Source organism: Streptacidiphilus sp. PAMC 29251 (assembly GCF_054208735.2).
In genome coordinates this window covers 958,274-974,025 of record NZ_CM135725.2, presented here as the reverse complement: position 1 = coordinate 974,025, position 15,752 = coordinate 958,274, and the positions used below count along the sequence as shown (strand labels likewise).

Below are 15,752 nucleotides of genomic sequence, written 5' to 3'. Positions count from 1 at the left end.
CAGGTGCGGAGCCGGACTCCCGAGGCGTATTCCCGATGCAACCGGCTGACGGTCGCCAGTAGTGTTCGGGCAGGAGGTCGCCGGTGGGTGCATCGACGCTGTACCAGGTGGGGGACGCGCTGCCCGACGTGAGCAGCGCGCTTGCGTTCGCGCGTCAGTTGCTGACCCGATTCGGGACCGGGACGGCCGCACGCGCGGACTTCTCCCTCAATGACATAGCGACCGTGGAGCAGTTCCAATACGCGCGCCGGTACTTCAACCACGGGACGTTCATGGGCGATGAGCGCTACCTCCACGACCCCCGGTACCGTGAGTTCTGGCGGACCTTGGCGCGCTGGGGCTTCGAGGAGAAGTACGAGGGCCTCTGGGTGGAGACGGAACTTCAGCCCCAGCTCGCGGCGTTGTGGCCGTTGCCCGAGGGCGTTCAGTTCCAGTTGCAGGAGGGGAGGACGCCGGACACCTTCCCCTTCAGTGCGGCACACACATGGATCGAGCCGGAGATTGACATCGCCGTTGCCGCCGCCGGCCCGCTGACCGTCGACATCGCCTGGGACTCACCCTTGCGCGGCCTGCCGGCCCCCAAGCTCTGCGGCGTCCAGTTGTGCCTCAACGGCGTCTGGACCGTGCAGTGCAGCGCGTCCGCACCGGGTGTGCACACCGTCTATCTGTCCATCGGCACCCGGAACTCCGAGGAGATCGCGGAGCGGTGGCTGCACGACACCGGGCTCGACGTCGGGGAGGACTTGGCGGGCTGGTGAGCACAACCCAGGGCGGCTGGTCGCCTCGTCCGCAGCCGCCGCTGCGGCACTTGTATGGCATGTGCAGTTCACCAAGTGCGGGGGGAACGGACGATTCGGCGTCACTCCGGCTCCCTAGGCTGCTGATCCGTAGCAACGGGCGGGCCGCCGCCTGCCCGGCCCCCCTTTCTGTGGAGTCATGCATGCGTTCGAGGTCCCGCACGCTCTGGTCCCTGGCCGCCGCCACCGCGGCCGTCGCCGCGTTCAGCACCGTCGCTGTGCTCCAGCCCGCTGCCGCCCCCGCCGCCACCCCCGTTGCCGCGCAGGCCGTCTCCGCCACCGTGCCCACCCCCGCCCATGTGGTCGTGGTGATGGAGGAGAACCACTCCTACGCCGACATCATCGGCAACTCGAGTGCCCCCTACTTCAACGCGCTGGCCGGGCAGGGCGCGCTGCTCACCTCCTCGTTCGGGGTCACCCACCCCAGCGAGCCCAACTACATGGCGCTGTTCGCCGGCAGCACCTTCGGCCTGAGCGCCGACACCTGCCCGGTCAACAAGGGCAACGTCGCGAACCTCGGCTCCGAGCTGCTCGCCGCGGGCAAGACCTTCAAGGGCTACTCGGAGGGCCTGCCCTCCACCGGTTCGACCACCTGCAGCTCCGGCAAGTACGCCAGGAAGCACTCGCCCTGGATCAACTTCAGCAACGTCCCCACCGCCGACTCGCTGCCGTTCACCTCCTTCCCCACGAACTACGCCAGCCTGCCGACGCTGTCGTTCGTCATCCCCAACCTCAACGACGACATGCACGACGGCAGCATCGCCAGCGCAGACAGCTGGCTGAACAGCAAGCTGTCCGCCTACGCGACCTGGGCCAAGGCCAACAACAGCCTGCTGATCGTCACCTGGGACGAGGACGACTACACCGAGAGCAACCAGATCCCCACCATCGTGGTCGGCCAGTCCGTGAAGACCGGGCACTACGACGAGAGCATCAACCACTACAACCTGCTCGCCACCCTGGAGCAGATGTACGGGCTGACGCCGGTCGGCTCCAGCGCCACCGCCCCCGCCATCACCGACATCTGGAACTGAGCAGCTTGCATTCCAACGCCCGGCGGCTGCCGTCCCGCGCCCTGGCAGCCGCCGCCGTGTCCGTCGCCGCGCTGGCGCTGCTCGGCGGCGCGGTCGGCCTGCGGCCCGCGGCCGGTACCGCCGCCGTGGTGACGGTCAGTCAGCGCGACTGCGGCTCCGGATGGCTGCCGACCGCGGCCGGACCGCAGTCGCTGCAGCTCAGCGATACCGCCCGGGACCCGGCCGAGGTCTATCTGATCGCGCCCGGCAGCGGCGCGGTCTACGCCGAGGTGCTGTCGCTGCTGCCCGGCGTGCCGAGGGCGCTGTCCACCACCCTCGACGGCGGCCGCTACGCGCTGCGCTGCGTCTTCACCGACGGGACGGTCCGCACCTCCCCGGTGCGCACCCTCACCGGCACCGCCGCCAATCCCGTCCCCGGCGTGCTGCCGCTGCCCGATCTGGAGCTGGCCGCACCCGTCAACGCCTACCGTGGCTATGTCGACAAGTCGCTGCCAGCACTGCTCGCTGACAGCCGCCGACTGGACGCGGACATCGCCGCCGGCGACCTGCCCCGGGCCCGCACGGCCTGGCTCACCGCCCACCTGGACTACGAGCGCCTGGGCGCGGCCTACAACAGCTTCGGCGACTTCGACGCCGCCATCGACGGCACCGCCGACGGTCTGCCCGGGGGCACCGCCGACCCCTCCTGGAGCGGCTTCCACCGGATCGAGTACGGCCTGTGGCACGGGGAAAGCGCCACCGAGCTGCGGCCGCTCACCCACGGTCTGGTCGGCTCGATCCAGGACATGATCGCGGACTTCCCCAGCGCCGACATCGACCCCGGCGACCTGCCGCTGCGCAGCCACGAGATCCTGGAGAACGCCCTGCAGTTCCAACTCACCGGCGCCTCCGACTACGGCAGCGGCAGCACCTTGGCGACGCTTGACGCCAACGTCCAGGGGACGCGGGCGGTACTGGGCACGCTGCGGGCCCTGATCGAGCCGCGCGACCCGGAGCTGCTCACCGCCCTGGACACCGGACTCACCCGGCTGGACGCGGAACTGTCCGCCGACCGCACCCAGGCCGGGGCCTGGATCCCGCCTGCCGCACTGCCCTTGACGCAGCGTCAGCATCTTGACGCCGCCCTGGACGGCCTGCTCGAACAGCTGTCGACCGTCCCCGACCTGCTCCAGGGAAGGCCCTCCGCATGACCGCCGACGCAGTGCCCTCAGCTCTGGGCAGGCGTACCTTCCTGCGCGGCGCCGCCCTGGGCACCGCGGCGGTCGGCGTCGGGGTCCTCGGCACCGAGGGCGTCGAGGGCCTCCAGAGCGCTGCGGCGGCGTCGGCAGACCCCGGGGCCGACCGCCGGATCCCCTGCGAGGGCCCGCACCAGGCCGGGATCACCACTCCACCCCAGGCCGCGGCCACCTTCGCCTCGTTCCGGGTCACCGCCGCCGACCGGGCCGGCCTGGAGCAGCTGCTGCGCACCCTCACCGCGCGGATCCGGTTTCTGACGGCCGGTGGCGCCCCGCCCGACGCCGGGGTGGCCGCGGTGCCCGCCGACAGCGCCACCCTCGGCCCGTCCGTCCCGGCCGACGGGCTGACCGTGACGGTGGCAGTCGGCGCCTCGCTCTTCGACGCCCGCTACGGCCTGGCCACCCGCAAGCCCGCCCGGCTGAAGCCGATGCCCGTGTTCCCGGACGACCATCTGGCCGGGTCGACCGAACTGCACGGCGACCTCTGCCTGCAACTGTGCGCGGACTCCCGGGACACGGTGATGCACGCGCTGCGCGACATCGCCAAGCACACCCGCACCGGGATGCAGCTGAACTGGAAGGCCGACGGCTTCCACGCCGCGCCGCGTCCCAGCGGGGTCCCGCGCAACCAGCTCGGCTTCAAGGACGGCATCGCCAACCCGGACGTCGCGGACCCCGCGGTGACCGCCGCGCTGCTGTGGACCAGCGGCGGGCAGCACGGCGAGCCCGCCTGGACCGACGGCGGCAGCTACCAGGTGGTGCGGATCATCCGGATGCTGGTCGAGTTCTGGGACCGGGTCTCGCTGCACGAGCAGGAGACGATGATCGGCCGCCGCCGGGACAGCGGAGCCCCGCTGGACGGCACGGCCGAGACCGACGTCCCGGACTACGCCGCCGACCCGCAGGGCGTCGCCGTCCCGCTCAGCGCGCACATCCGGCTCGCCAACCCGCGCGACCGGGCCACCAGGAGCCAGCAGATCCTGCGCCGCGGCTACAACTACGACCGGGGCGTCGACAGCAACGGCAACCTGGACGTCGGCCTGCTGTTCTGCAGCTACCAGCAGGACGTGGTGCGCCAGTTCGAGGCGGTGCAGGCCCGGCTGGCCGGGGAGCCGCTGGTGGACTACGTCCAGCCGACCGGCGGTGGCTACTTCTTCGCGCTGCCGGGGATGGCGGGCGGGCGCGACTTCCTCGGGTCCGGGCTGATCCAATCGGCCCCGCCTCCGGGCCGAACCGCTCCGGGCGACCGAGGATGATCGGACCGGCCCCCGCGGCGGGACCGGCCCGTCCGAGGTGGAGGTCTGCATTGGTGCGCCTGGTAGCGGTACTGCGGATCGCGTTCGCGCTGCTCGGGGCGGCGGCGCTGTCCGCCACCGCCGTCCACGCCCGCGCCACCGGGCTCGGCCTGGACAACTTCTTCAGCTACTTCACGGTGCTGAGCAACTGCGTCCTGGTCCTGGTGCTGGGCTACGGCGGCCTCGCCGTCCTGCTGGACCGGCCCGGCTGCCCCGACCTGCTCCGGGGCGCGGCCGCCCTCTACATGGCGGTCACCGGCCTGGTCTACGCGGTCGCGCTGTCCGACATCGACACGGCGATGCTGCCCTGGACCAACACCGTGCTGCACCAGCTGCTGCCGCTGGTGGCCCTGGGGGACTGGCTGCTGCTGCGGACCGTCCGGCGGCTGGGCTGGTCCGAGACCGCGCGCTGGCTCGTCTTCCCGCTCGCCTACCTGGTCTACACCCTGCTCAGGGGCCCGCACGCGCACTGGTACCCGTACCCCTTCCTGGACCCCCGGCCGCACGGCTACGCGCATGTCGCGGCCGCCTCGGCGCTGGTCACGGTGGCCTTTGTGGCCATCGCCGCACTGCTCACCTGGGCGGCCAACGCACGGCACCCCGTGGAACGGCACCCCGCGGAGTCGGCGACACTTCTGGGGTGAATCCCGCCTGGCTCGACCTCCCCGTCCGCGAAGCCGTCCCCGCACTGCAGCAGGCCCTGGCCGCCCGGGGGACGGCCGTCCTCGCGGCGCCGCCGGGGACGGGGAAGACCACCCTGGTCCCGCTGGCCCTGGCCGGACTGGTCGAGGCGTACCCGACCGCGCCCCGGCGGATCCTGGTCGCCGAGCCGCGGCGACTCGCGGTGCGGGCCGCCTCGCGCCGGATGTCCTGGCTGCTGGACGAGCGACCCGGCGGGCGAGCGGACGAGCGCCCGGGCGAGCGAGCGGGCGAGCAGCCCGGCGACAGCATCGGCGGGCGGGTCGGCCACACCATCCGCGGCGAGCGCCGGGTGGGCCCGCGCACCGTGGTCGAGGTGGTCACCACCGGGGTGCTGCTGCAGCGGCTCCAGCGCGACCCGGAGCTGCCGGGCGTGGACACGGTGATGCTGGACGAGTGCCATGAGCGCCATCTGGACGCCGACACCGCGCTGGCCTTCCTCCTCGACGTCCGCGCCACGCTGCGTCCCGAGCTGCAGCTGCTCTGCGCCTCGGCGACCTCGGACACCGCGGCCTGGGCCGAGCTGCTCGGCGCGGAGGACGGTCCGGCCCCTGTGGTGGAGGCGCACGGGGTGTCCTACCCGGTCGAGGTGCTGTGGTCGCCCCCGCCGCGCCCGGTCCGACCGCCGCAGGGCACCCGTACCGACCCGGCGCTGCTGGCCCATGTCGCCGCCACCGTGCGCCGGGCGCTGCGCGAGCGGGAGGGTGACGTGCTGTGCTTCCTGCCCGGTGCGGGCGAGCTGGCCCGGGTGGCCGGGCTGCTGGACGGCGCGGCCGAGATCCTGCAGCTGCACGGCCGGGCGCCGGCCCAGGTCCAGGACGCGGCGCTGGCCGCGGGCAGCGGACGCCGGGTGGTGCTGGCCACCTCGGTCGCCGAGTCCTCGCTGACCGTGCCGGGGGTGCGGGTGGTGGTCGACTGCGGGCTGGCCCGCGAGCCGCGCACCGACCACGCGCGGGGTCTGTCCAGCCTGGTGACGGTCCGGGCCTCGTTGGCGACGGGACGTCAGCGGGCCGGCCGAGCCGGACGCGAGGCGCCGGGGACGGTCTATCGCTGCTGGTCGGAGGCCGAGGAGGCGATGGCGCAGCGGCTGCCCACGCCCGAGATCGCCCTGGCCGACCTCACCACCTTCGCTCTGCAGGCCGCTTGCTGGGGCGACCCGCAGGCCCGCGGCCTGGCCCTGCCGGAACCCCCGCCGGCCGGGGCGATGGCGGCGGCCCGGGAGACCCTCACCGCGCTGGGCGCGGTCGACGCCGCAGGCCAGGCCACCGCCCGGGGCCGCCGCATCGCCGGCACCGCCCTGCACCCCCGGCTGGCCCGTGCCTTGCTGGACGGAGCACCGCTGGTCGGTGCGGTCCGGGCGGCCGAGCTGGTCGCGCTGCTGTCGGAGGAGCCGCCGCGCGCCCTGGGCGACGACCTGGCGGCCGTCCGCCGCGCGGTCCGCCAGGCCCACGACCCCTACGCGGGACGCTGGCGCGAGGAGGTCCGCCGGCTGCGCCGCCATGTCGGCGGCGAAACCGACGGAGCCAGGGGAGCCGGCCGCAGCGACGGCTCGCTGGGGCTGGCGGACGGGGCCGCCGCCGGGCTCGTCGCCGCGCTGGCATTCCCCGAACGCATCGCCCGGACCCGGGCCACCGCTCCTGCCGCCGCCCCCGAGGTCGGGGCCAGCGCCTCCTTCCTGATGGCCTCGGGAACCGCCGCCGCCACCGCCGCAGGCTCCCCGCTGGCCGCGGCCGGATGGCTGGCCGTGGCGGTGGCGGACCGTCCGGCCGGCTGGGCCTCGGCCCGGATCCAGCTGGCGGCCGTGCTCGACGAGGAGACCGCGCTGCGGGCCGGGGCAGCGCTCCTCAGCGAGCGTGAGGAGGTCCGCTGGGCGGTGCCCCCGGGCAGCCGCCGCGGTGATGTCGCGGCGCGGCGGGTCCGCGCCCTGGGCGCGGTCGAGCTCTCCGCCAAGGCCCTCACCGCCCCGGACCGGGCCCTGGTCCGGGCCGCCCTGCTGGAGGGCCTCGCCCGGGAGGGCGTCAGCACGCTGCTGAACTGGCCGGAGCGGGCGGCCACGCTGCGCCTTCGGCTGGCCTTTCTGCACCGCACCCTCGGCGACCCCTGGCCCGACGTCGCCGACGAGGCGCTGCTCGCCGAGGCCGAGCGATGGCTGGAACCCGAGCTCTCCCGGGCCCGCCGCCGCGCCGACCTGGAGCGGATCGACACCGCCTCCGCCCTGTCCCGACTGCTGCCCTGGGCCTCGGGCGCGGCCGGACGGCTGGACGAGTTCGCCCCCGAGCGGATCGCCGTCCCGTCCGGCTCCCGGGTCCGGGTCGACTACACCGGGGAGCGGCCGGTGCTGGCGGTCAAGCTCCAGGAGCTGTTCGGCTGGACCGACGCCCCGGCGCTGGCCGGGGGACGGGTCCCGCTGACGGTCCATCTGCTCTCCCCGGCGGGCCGCCCGGCCGCCGTCACCGCCGACCTGGCCTCGTTCTGGGCCGACGGCTACCGCGCGGTCCGCGCCGACCTGCGCGGGCGCTACCCGCGCCACCCGTGGCCCGAGGACCCGTCCACCGCCCCGCCGACCCGGCGGCTGAACCCGCGCAAGTGACCCCGCGTCCGCTGACGCACCGTAAGGTGTTCGAGCCCCCGAGCCCCCGAGCCCCCGAGCGGCCGAGCCCCGAGCCCCCGAGCCCCCGAGCGGCCGAGCCCCCGAGCGGCGCGACACGGCCGGGCTAACAGATCACGCTACGTGCTCGGACCGCTGCCTAGGGTGTTGGTATGTCGGCGAAGCGTTTCGGTCCTGGGTCCCCCGCGCACCTGGCCACCCAAGGAGTGCGGCTGCTGGGGGCGAGCGTGGTGGCGGGCTGCCTGGTGGCCGGGCTGGCCGTCCCGCTGGTGGGCGGGCTCGGACTGACCGGCAAGGCCGCGGTGTCCGACTTCGACGCGATCCCGGACAGCTTCACCGCCCCGGCCCTGTCGCAGGCGTCCACGCTCTACGACTCGGCGGGCGGGGTCATCGCCAAGGTGTACTCGCGCGACCGCACGGTGGTGCCGCTGGACCAGATCGCCCCGGTAATGCGCAGCGCCCTGATCGACATCGAGGACGCCCGCTTCTACCAGCACGGCGCGATCGACCTCAAGGGCACGCTCCGGGCGCTGTCGCAGAACGTCGGTTCGGCCGGGGTGTCCCAAGGCGGTTCGACGCTGACGCAGCAGTACGTCAAGAACGTCTTCGTCGAGCAGGCCGGTGACGACCAGGCCGCGGTGCTGGAGGCGCAGCGGCAGACGGTGAGCCGCAAGATCCAGGAGATGAAGTACGCGATCAAGCTTGAGGAGACGCTGTCCAAGGACCAGATCCTGGCCGACTACCTCAACATCACCTTCTTCGGCGAGCAGGCGTACGGGGTCGAGGCGGCCGCCCAGCGCTACTTCAGCGTCCATGCCAGTGCGCTGACGCTGCCGCAGGCGGCGCTGCTGGCCGGTCTGGTGCAGTCGCCCAGCCGCTACGACCCGGTGCTGAACCCGGACGAGGCGAAGGCCCGCCGGGACACCGTGCTGGATGCGATGGCCGGCAACGGCACCATCACCGCCGCGCAGGCGACGGCCGCGAAGGCGCAGCCGCTGGGGCTGGCGGTGAGCCGGCCGCAGCAGGGCTGCATCACCGCGGGGGCCGGCGAGGCCTTCTTCTGCGACTACGTGCAGCACCTCTTCCTGAGCAACCCCGCGTTCGGCGCCACCGCGCAGCAGCGTGAGGTGCTGTGGGACGGCGGCGGGCTGCAGATCCGGACCACCCTCGACCCCAAGGCCCAGGCGGACGCCCAGAAGGCGGTCTCCGGGCATGTCTACGCCTCCGATGTGGCCGCAGCCGCGCTGACCATGGTCCAGCCCGGCACCGGGAAGGTCGTCGCCATGGCGCAGAGCCGCCCCTACGGCCCCGGCGACCATCAGACCGAGCTCAACTACAACGTGGACCGGCTGATGGGCGGCGGCAACGGCTTCCAGACCGGGTCGACCTTCAAGCCCGTCACCGCGGCGGCGGCGCTGGACGCCGGTATCACCATGGCCCAGGCCTACCCGTCCCCCTACCAGGACGACTACCCGGCGATGCAGACCTGCGACGGCGCGGTGCTGCCGCAGGTCGGCGGCGACCAGAACGACAGCCCGGACCTGGTCGGCCCGTTCACCATGCCGGACGCCATGGCGCAGTCGGTGAACACCTACTTCGTGCCGCTGGAGGCGCAGACCGGACTGTGCAAGGTGGTGCAGATGGCGGGCCGGCTCGGCCTCGGCTCGCAGGCCCTGGTCGACCGCCCGGGCCACCTCAAGCCGGTGGACCAGGTGCAGTCGCTGACCCTGGGCACCAACAACTTCACCCCGCTGCAGATGGCGGCCATGTATGCGGCCTTCGCGGCCCGCGGCACCTACTGCGCGCCGATCGCCCTGGCCTCGGTCACCACCGCGGACGGCAGCAGCCTGCCGGTGCCGGCCCAGTCCTGCAGCCGGGCGATGACCGTTCACACCGCGGACGCGGTCACCACCATGCTGCACGGCGTGGTCCAGGACGGCACCGGCGCCCCGGCCGGGCTCGACGACCGCGACGACGCCGGCAAGACCGGCACCACCGACGGCCACCGGCAGGTCTGGTTCACCGGCTTCACCGCGCAGCTCGCGGCGGCGGCGGTGGTCAGCGACACCACGGCTCCGCTGCAGAGCCTCAACGACCGCACCTACGGCGGCGTCTACTTCGCCGACGCCTTCGGCGGCACGCTGGCCGGCCCGATCTGGAAGGACGCCATGACAGGCGCCCTGAGCGCGACCCCCTCGGTCCCGCTGCACACCGTCCCGCTGCCGCCCAAGCTCCCGGACCCCGCCCTGCTCGGCGCCCTCGCCGGCGCCACCCCGGCCGTCGCCATCAAGCCCGCCCACCACGGCCCCGCCCCCGTGGTCCCCGCCTCCCCGGCCCGCCACCGCCCCGCGCCCCGTCCGCACCGCGGCCGCAACTCGCACTGACGGGGGTTGTCTCAGACGGCCCCCGGGAGATCCTCCCGGCGGCCGGTGCGGAGGCGCAGTGAGGCGATGGTCGAGGTCGGCCCCGCGCACAGGACGGTCTGGCCGTGCCAGGAGAGCCTGAGCGCGGCAGTTCCGTTGATGTCCAGCTTCTCTCCCTCGACCTCGAGGTCGTCGATGCCTACCCGCACGCTCACAGCGCCCTGCAGGGCTGCTTGCCGTTCGATGGCGCGCCTGGTCGTGAGCGACCCGCGGAAATGCTCCTCGGCCCGGCCTGGTCCGTTGATCTGCGTCCTGCGCAGGACGAATCCTCCGAGCGCTGTGGGCAGGTCCTCGATCGACTCTCCATGAGAGTGGTAGTTCTCGGTCGAGCGGACGGTGCGGACGGTGAGGAGGGGCCCGTCGGGGCCGTCGTAGTGGAGGGTGATGGCCCACGGCTCGCCATCCACCCCCTCGGTCTCGAAACTGGACCTTTCCCCCTCGACCGGCTGTCGCACGGCCACAGCGAACGGTCCCGGGAAGGTACGCAGGAACTCTCGCCAGACCGGGGACACGTTCCCCAACGGGTCGTTCTCATCCTGGTGTCGCATGAACGGCTGCCCCCATCTGCCATCAGCACTGGTTCGGCCTCAGACTAACCAGGTGTGTGATGGTCGGTCAGGGGAACGGCGCCGGTTGGTCGGGTGCCCCTGGTGCCTGTGGTGAGGGCGTGACGGCTGGACCAGGTCAGAGTGGCCGTCGCGGTCAGGGCGAGGAGGGGGACGGCGAAGCCGGCCCGGGTGCCGCCCGGACCGTCGACGAGTCGGCCGACCGCGGCGGCGGCGACGGCGATGCCCGCCGCGCTCGCGGAGTTCGTCCAGGTGAAGGCCTGGGTCAGGACCGAGCGGTCCATCACCGACTCGACCAGCGTCGAGGAGACGATGATGCACGGAGCGATGCCCGCACCGGGGAGCTGGAGGGCGAGGCCGAGCTGCCAGGGGGAGTCGGCCAGCAGTGGCAGCAGCGAAGCGCAGGCCAGAAAGGTGAGGATCAGCGGCAGTTGGGCCGCCGGCGGGGCGTGCCAGCGGTGTCGCCCGTAGGCCAGCCCGGCCAGCAGGCTGGCCGCGCTCATCAGTCCGTACAGGAACCCGGCCGCCGAGGCGGCGTGGTGGGCGGTGGCGAAGGCGCTCACCGAGACCTGCATCGAGCCGAAGAAGACGCCCAGGGCCAGATTGACCGCCAGCAGGGTGGCGAAGTTCCGCGTCCAGAGAACGCCCGGGCTCCGGGCGGCCGTTGCGGCGGGCGTGGGCATGGGCGCGGGCGCCGTGCGGCGCAGCGCGGCGAAGGCCAGTCCGGCGCCGACGACGAGCGCCGCGGCCAGCACCGTACCCGCGGCCGGGTACAGCTGGGTCGCCAGCAGTACTGCGAGGGCTGGGCCGACAAGGAAGGCGACGTCGTTGCTGATCGCTTCGAGCGCGAAGGCCGCGGTGAGTTCGGCCCTGCCGTGAAGCAGGGCCGACCAGCGGGCCGCGGAGAGCGCGCCGACCTGCGGGATGGTCGCCCCGGCGGCGACCCCGGCCGCCATCAGCGGCATGGGGGCCGCCCCGGTCAGGGCCAGCGCGACCAGGGCGGCGATCGCTGCGGCGTGGGCGCACAGCAGCGGGACCAGGACGCGCGGCTGTCCGAAACGGTCCATGAGACGGGCCGTCTGCGGGCCCATCAGGGTCTCCGCCACGGCGAACGAGCCGGTGACCAACCCGGCCACCCCGAAGGACCCGGTCTCGGCATGAACCAGCCAGACGATGCCCAGGCCGGCCATGGCCACCCCAACCCGGGCCAGAGCCGCGGCCAGGAAGAAGGCCGCCGCGCCGGGGGTCCGCAGAGCTGAACGGTAGGAGGCGGGCTCTGTGAGAGCCAATGCGGTACGACGGAACCAGTGACGCGAGGTCACGGTGAACCTTCCGCTGCGCGGTGGGACGGTCCGGGCGAACGACGCCCGTCGCGGGCGCCGCACCCCGCCGCCAGGAGTCGTCCATGGTGACGCGGGCGGGACGGGAAAGAAGTCCACGTCGGCGTCGGCTCCAGCGCCGGCAGAAACGTTGAGTGCTGAGATCGAGAAGCGATCAGGCAAGAACGACACTACCCCGCCTGGGGTCAGACCTGGACCGTCTCCGGGTCGTGCTCCGGGTCGTGCCGGGACGCCGGCATCGCGTCCGGCGGGACCGTGGTCGGGCGGGTGGAGCGCCACAGCCGGGTCGCGGACAGCCAGGCGGCGGCCACCAGCAGCAGGTCGCGTGCGGCGAGGACGCAGGCGCCGGGGATCGAGCCGTGGATGATGCCGTGGCCCAGGAAGGGGAAGACCGCCATGGTCAGCGGGCAGGCGAGGGCGATCAGCGCCGCGACCGGGCGCTGCGAGCTGCCGGGCCGGACCAGGCAGACCGCGGCGAGGCCGACCAGCCAGATCAGGTACTGCGGGCTGAGCACCCGGCTGGTCACCATGAACAGCAGCACGGCGGTCAGCGCGGCGTCGGGCAGGACGTGGGCCGCGCTGCGGTCCGAGCGCAGCCGCCACCAGAGCAGCCAGAGACCGGCCAGACCGGTGGCCGCCTCGCTGGCCAGGGCCGCCGTGGTGACCCAGGGGCCGAGGAACTCGGTGGAGCCGTCGTGGACGCCGAGGGTCCCTTGCCAGCCCAGGTGCCGGGCGAGGTGGAACGGCAGCGCGCCCACCGCCTCGTACTGGATGCCGCGGGAGCCCTGCGCGGACAGGAAGTCGAAGGCGCCGGGCATGGTCCACCACAGCGCCGCCGCCCCCACGGCGGAGGTCGCGGCGGCGGCCGCCCACGCGGTGCGGGTGGCGCGTCCGCGCGGGGTGCCGACCAGCAGCAGCACCGGCCAGACCTTCACCAGCAGCCCCAGCGCGACCAGCGCGCCGAAGCCGCCGTGGGCACCCCGGCGGGCACGCGGCCCGGTGGCGGTGGCGGTGGCGGTGGCGGAGGCGGTTGTGGCGCCGGCGCAGAGCAGGGCGGCCACGGCCAGCGCAGTGACCATCAGGTCGAAGCGGTTCCAGGGCACGGTCCACAGCAGTGGCAGCCCGGCCGTCCACATCCAGCAGCCGGCCAGGGACCTGCGCCGGTCATCCCCAGTACCGACGCCGGCTCTGGCCCCGGCCGCGCGCAGCAGCAGGACCGTCACCAGGGCGTCGGTCAGCGCGCAGCAGAGGACGAAGGCGTGGTCGTAGTCGAAGAAGGGCAGCAGGTGCGGGGCCAGCAGCGGTCCCGCCGCGCCCGGCGGGTACTGCCAGGTGGGGTCGTGGAACGGGAAGTGGTCGGCCGTGAGGACCCGGTCCCAGCCGTGGTAGACGACCGCGACGGAGTAGTCCAGCGGGCCCGGGCTGTGGAAGGGCCCGATCTTGAGCGAAGCGCCGACCAGCAGCAACCGGCTCACCACCCACACGACCCCGAGGACGAGCGTGCTGCCGGCTGCCCGCGCGCGGGGAGATGTTGGTTCGTCCACCGGTCAACCCTCTCAGGCCCACCAGCCCCACCCGTCAGCGGGGCAGCGCCCCGGCCTGTGCACCGGCTGCGCCCGGCAGCCTTCCGTCACCTCCCGGACGGGTGGCCGTAGCGGCGGCCGAGCAGCCAGTAGGCGCCCGATCCGAGGGTGTTGACGGCGCTGAGACCGCGCCAGAGCGCCCGGCTGCCGCGGATCCGCTCGGTCGGCCGCTGCTGGATGTCCCGCCAGGTCAGCGCGGTGACCCCGAGGTGCGTCACGCCGATCGCGGCCAGGACGAGCGGGTTGGGTTTCTCGCGAGCCATGTCTCTCCTATCTAGGACAGGAACAGGCCTAAATGGCCTCTAGCGTGAGGGCTGTCAGTGACCGACGAAGTGATGAGGAAGGGTGGTTCCCATGCCGACTCTAGTGGCCGCGGAGACCGACGAGCGAGACGCGCTGCTGCAGTTCGTGGAGGCCCAGCGCGGCGCCCTGCGGCGGGCCGTGGGCGGGCTCAGCCGGGAGCAGGCCTCGGCCACGCCGACCGCGAGCGTGCTGTCGGTGGTCGGGCTGGTGAAGCACTGCGCGGAGGTGGAGAGCAGCTGGGTCAGGGGCACCCTGGCCGGGCGTCCCGCGCTGGTCCCACGGGACGCGACCAACTGGGGCGACTCGTTCCGGCTGCTGGACGGCGAGAGCGTGGACGACGTGCTGAAGCTGTCCGAGGAGGTGGCGGCCGAGACGGCCGAGATCATCGCGGCGCTGCCCGACCTCGATGTCACCGTCCCGCTGCCCGAGGCGCCGTGGTTCCCGGCCGGAGCCAAGCGCTCGGCGCGCTGGATCCTGCTGCACCTGGTCGAGGAGACCGCCCGGCACGCCGGACACGCCGACATCCTGCGCGAGTCCGTCGACGGGGCCACGGCCTTCGCCCTGCTCGCCCCGCAGCAGCTCCGGCCCAACGACTGATTGGTCCCATGATTGACCGGCCCGATGATTGACCCGGCCCGCGGGGGCGGCCCCGCGGCGCCTACTTCGTCGGCGCAAAAAGGTGCTGCGCCGCCACCGCGGCCCCCCGCGGGCCCACTCCTCGAACGGCAGCGGACGCAGCAGCAGGTCGCATTCCGCTGCCGCGCCGAAGGCCTGCGCGGCGAAGGTCTCCCGGATCTGGTCGGCGAAGAGGTCGTAGGTCGCGACGCCCTCGCCGGAGATGATGATGCGCTCCGGGCCGATCAGATTGGCGACCGAGGCGATGGCCAGCCCCAGCGCGTGCCCGGCCCGGGAGAAGACCCCGCGCACCGCCGGATCCCCGGCGTGGGCCAGCCGGACCGCCTCGGTCATGGTCAGCGCGGGGTTGCCGGTGGCCTCCCGGGACTGCTCGATGATCGCGGCGGTGGAGGCGACCGCCTCCACACAGCCGGTGTTGCCGCAGGTGCAGGTGCGGTCGGTGCCGCCGACCGGCAGGTGGCCGACCTCGCCGGAGACCCCGTGCGCCCCGGAGACCACCCGGCCGCCGATGGACAGCCCGCAGCCGATCCCGGCCCCGACCGTGATCAGGGCGAACGAGGAGAGCCCGGCGCCCGCGCCGAACCACTGCTCGGTGACGGTCAGCGCGCGCACGTCGTTCTCGATCACCGTGGGTGTTCCGGTGGCCGTCTCGACCAGCTGGGCCAGGGCCACCCGGCGCCAGTTGAGGAAGGGCGAGTACTGGACCACCCCGGTCTCGCCGTCGACGTCCCCGGAGATGGTGACGCCGATGCTGTGGATTGCCCCGTCCTGCTCGGCGCCGGCCGCCGCCCGCAGCTGGCCGACCAGGCGGGCGATCGCCAGGACCACGGTGCCGACATCCCGTGAGTTGAGTACGGCCCGCCGTGCGACCAGGGGTTTCGCAGTCAGGTCGGCCACCACCCCGATGAGTTCGTCCGCGGTCACCTTGACCCCGATGAAGCGGGCCCGTTCCGCGCGGACGGCGATCAGGGTGGCCGGCCGGCCGGTGGCGCGCTTGGGGGCGGGCTCGCCGAGTTCGGTGATCCAGCCGTCGGCCAGCAACGGGGTGGCGACCTTGGTGACGGCGCCGGGGGAGAGCCCGGTGCGCCGGCCGGTCTCGGCCCGGGTGAGCGGCCCGTGCATCAGCAGGGTCTGGAACACCAGGGCGGCGGCGGGTGGCTGGTCGGCGAGAGTCACGCCCTGATCATACATTTCCGAGGGAAAGTAAAGAAGATGGCTGTCCTGGGGATTCTC

Annotated in this window: 12 protein-coding genes and 1 pseudogene; 8 read left to right on the top strand and 5 right to left on the bottom strand. The window is 73.6% G+C overall.

What is annotated here, in order from left to right:
* Positions 1–83: 83 nt before the first annotated feature.
* The 7 genes from ACXKR8_RS04505 (at position 84) to ACXKR8_RS04475 (ending at position 10,052) form a co-directional block, all read left to right on the top strand.
* Positions 84–758: a hypothetical protein gene (locus tag ACXKR8_RS04505; RefSeq protein WP_458271599.1), complete on the top strand. Its 675-nt coding sequence runs from the start codon at positions 84–86 to the stop codon at positions 756–758.
* Between the two features lie 182 nt (positions 759–940).
* Positions 941–1,831 (top strand): alkaline phosphatase family protein, encoded by an 891-nt coding sequence (locus tag ACXKR8_RS04500; protein ID WP_458271598.1) that lies wholly within the window; start codon positions 941–943, stop codon positions 1,829–1,831.
* Between the two features lie 5 nt (positions 1,832–1,836).
* A complete protein-coding gene (locus tag ACXKR8_RS04495) occupies positions 1,837–3,021 on the top strand; it encodes an EfeM/EfeO family lipoprotein (RefSeq protein WP_458271597.1) in 1,185 nt (394 codons plus the stop codon).
* Positions 3,018–4,322, top strand: coding sequence for an iron uptake transporter deferrochelatase/peroxidase subunit (gene efeB / locus ACXKR8_RS04490; RefSeq protein ID WP_458271596.1), 1,305 nt, complete (start codon positions 3,018–3,020; stop codon positions 4,320–4,322). Before ACXKR8_RS04495 ends, efeB begins: the two co-directional genes overlap by 4 nt.
* A 53-nt stretch (positions 4,323–4,375) precedes the next feature.
* Positions 4,376–5,005 carry a Pr6Pr family membrane protein gene (locus tag ACXKR8_RS04485; protein WP_458274897.1) on the top strand — a complete coding sequence of 210 codons (630 nt, stop codon included), beginning with the start codon at positions 4,376–4,378 and terminating at the stop codon, positions 5,003–5,005.
* Positions 5,002–7,650 carry an ATP-dependent helicase HrpB gene (hrpB, locus tag ACXKR8_RS04480; RefSeq protein WP_458271595.1) on the top strand — a complete coding sequence of 883 codons (2,649 nt, stop codon included), beginning with the start codon at positions 5,002–5,004 and terminating at the stop codon, positions 7,648–7,650. Before ACXKR8_RS04485 ends, hrpB begins: the two co-directional genes overlap by 4 nt.
* A 170-nt stretch (positions 7,651–7,820) precedes the next feature.
* On the top strand, positions 7,821–10,052 hold the full coding sequence (locus tag ACXKR8_RS04475; RefSeq protein WP_458271594.1) for a transglycosylase domain-containing protein: 2,232 nt from the start codon (positions 7,821–7,823) through the stop codon (positions 10,050–10,052).
* Between the two features lie 11 nt (positions 10,053–10,063).
* Here ACXKR8_RS04475 and ACXKR8_RS04470 read toward each other — a convergent pair whose 3' ends face one another.
* From ACXKR8_RS04470 to ACXKR8_RS04455, 4 genes are all read right to left on the bottom strand, one after another.
* Positions 10,064–10,498: a hypothetical protein gene (locus tag ACXKR8_RS04470; protein WP_458271593.1), complete on the bottom strand. Its 435-nt coding sequence runs from the start codon at positions 10,496–10,498 to the stop codon at positions 10,064–10,066.
* A 185-nt stretch (positions 10,499–10,683) separates the two neighbouring features.
* A complete protein-coding gene (locus tag ACXKR8_RS04465) occupies positions 10,684–11,946 on the bottom strand; it encodes an MFS transporter (protein ID WP_458271592.1) in 1,263 nt (420 codons plus the stop codon).
* Positions 11,947–12,182: 236 nt separating this feature from the next.
* Complete coding sequence (locus ACXKR8_RS04460; protein ID WP_458271591.1) at positions 12,183–13,541, bottom strand: glycosyltransferase 87 family protein; 1,359 nt, start codon at positions 13,539–13,541, stop codon at positions 12,183–12,185.
* 86 nt (positions 13,542–13,627) lie between these two features.
* Entirely contained in the window at positions 13,628–13,843 is a 216-nt protein-coding gene (locus ACXKR8_RS04455; protein WP_458271590.1) for a hypothetical protein, read from the bottom strand.
* Between the two features lie 91 nt (positions 13,844–13,934).
* Here ACXKR8_RS04455 and ACXKR8_RS04450 point away from each other — a divergent pair, with 91 nt between their 5' ends.
* Complete coding sequence (locus ACXKR8_RS04450) at positions 13,935–14,480, top strand: DinB family protein (RefSeq protein WP_458274896.1); 546 nt, start codon at positions 13,935–13,937, stop codon at positions 14,478–14,480.
* A gap of 210 nt (positions 14,481–14,690) precedes the next feature.
* On the opposite strand, the pseudogene ACXKR8_RS04445 reads toward ACXKR8_RS04450, so the two are convergent.
* Positions 14,691–15,641 (bottom strand): annotated as a pseudogene (locus ACXKR8_RS04445) (ROK family protein); the annotation flags it as partial.
* Positions 15,642–15,752 lie beyond the last annotated feature (111 nt).

Coding starts and splice junctions, on each gene's coding strand:
- ACXKR8_RS04455 (WP_458271590.1), bottom strand. CDS start 13,843: ATGGCTCGCGAGAAACCCAACCCGCTCGTCCTGGCCGCGATCGGCGTG.
- ACXKR8_RS04500 (WP_458271598.1), top strand. CDS start 941: ATGCGTTCGAGGTCCCGCACGCTCTGGTCCCTGGCCGCCGCCACCGCG.
- efeB (WP_458271596.1), top strand. CDS start 3,018: ATGACCGCCGACGCAGTGCCCTCAGCTCTGGGCAGGCGTACCTTCCTG.
- ACXKR8_RS04475 (WP_458271594.1), top strand. CDS start 7,821: ATGTCGGCGAAGCGTTTCGGTCCTGGGTCCCCCGCGCACCTGGCCACC.
- ACXKR8_RS04450 (WP_458274896.1), top strand. CDS start 13,935: ATGCCGACTCTAGTGGCCGCGGAGACCGACGAGCGAGACGCGCTGCTG.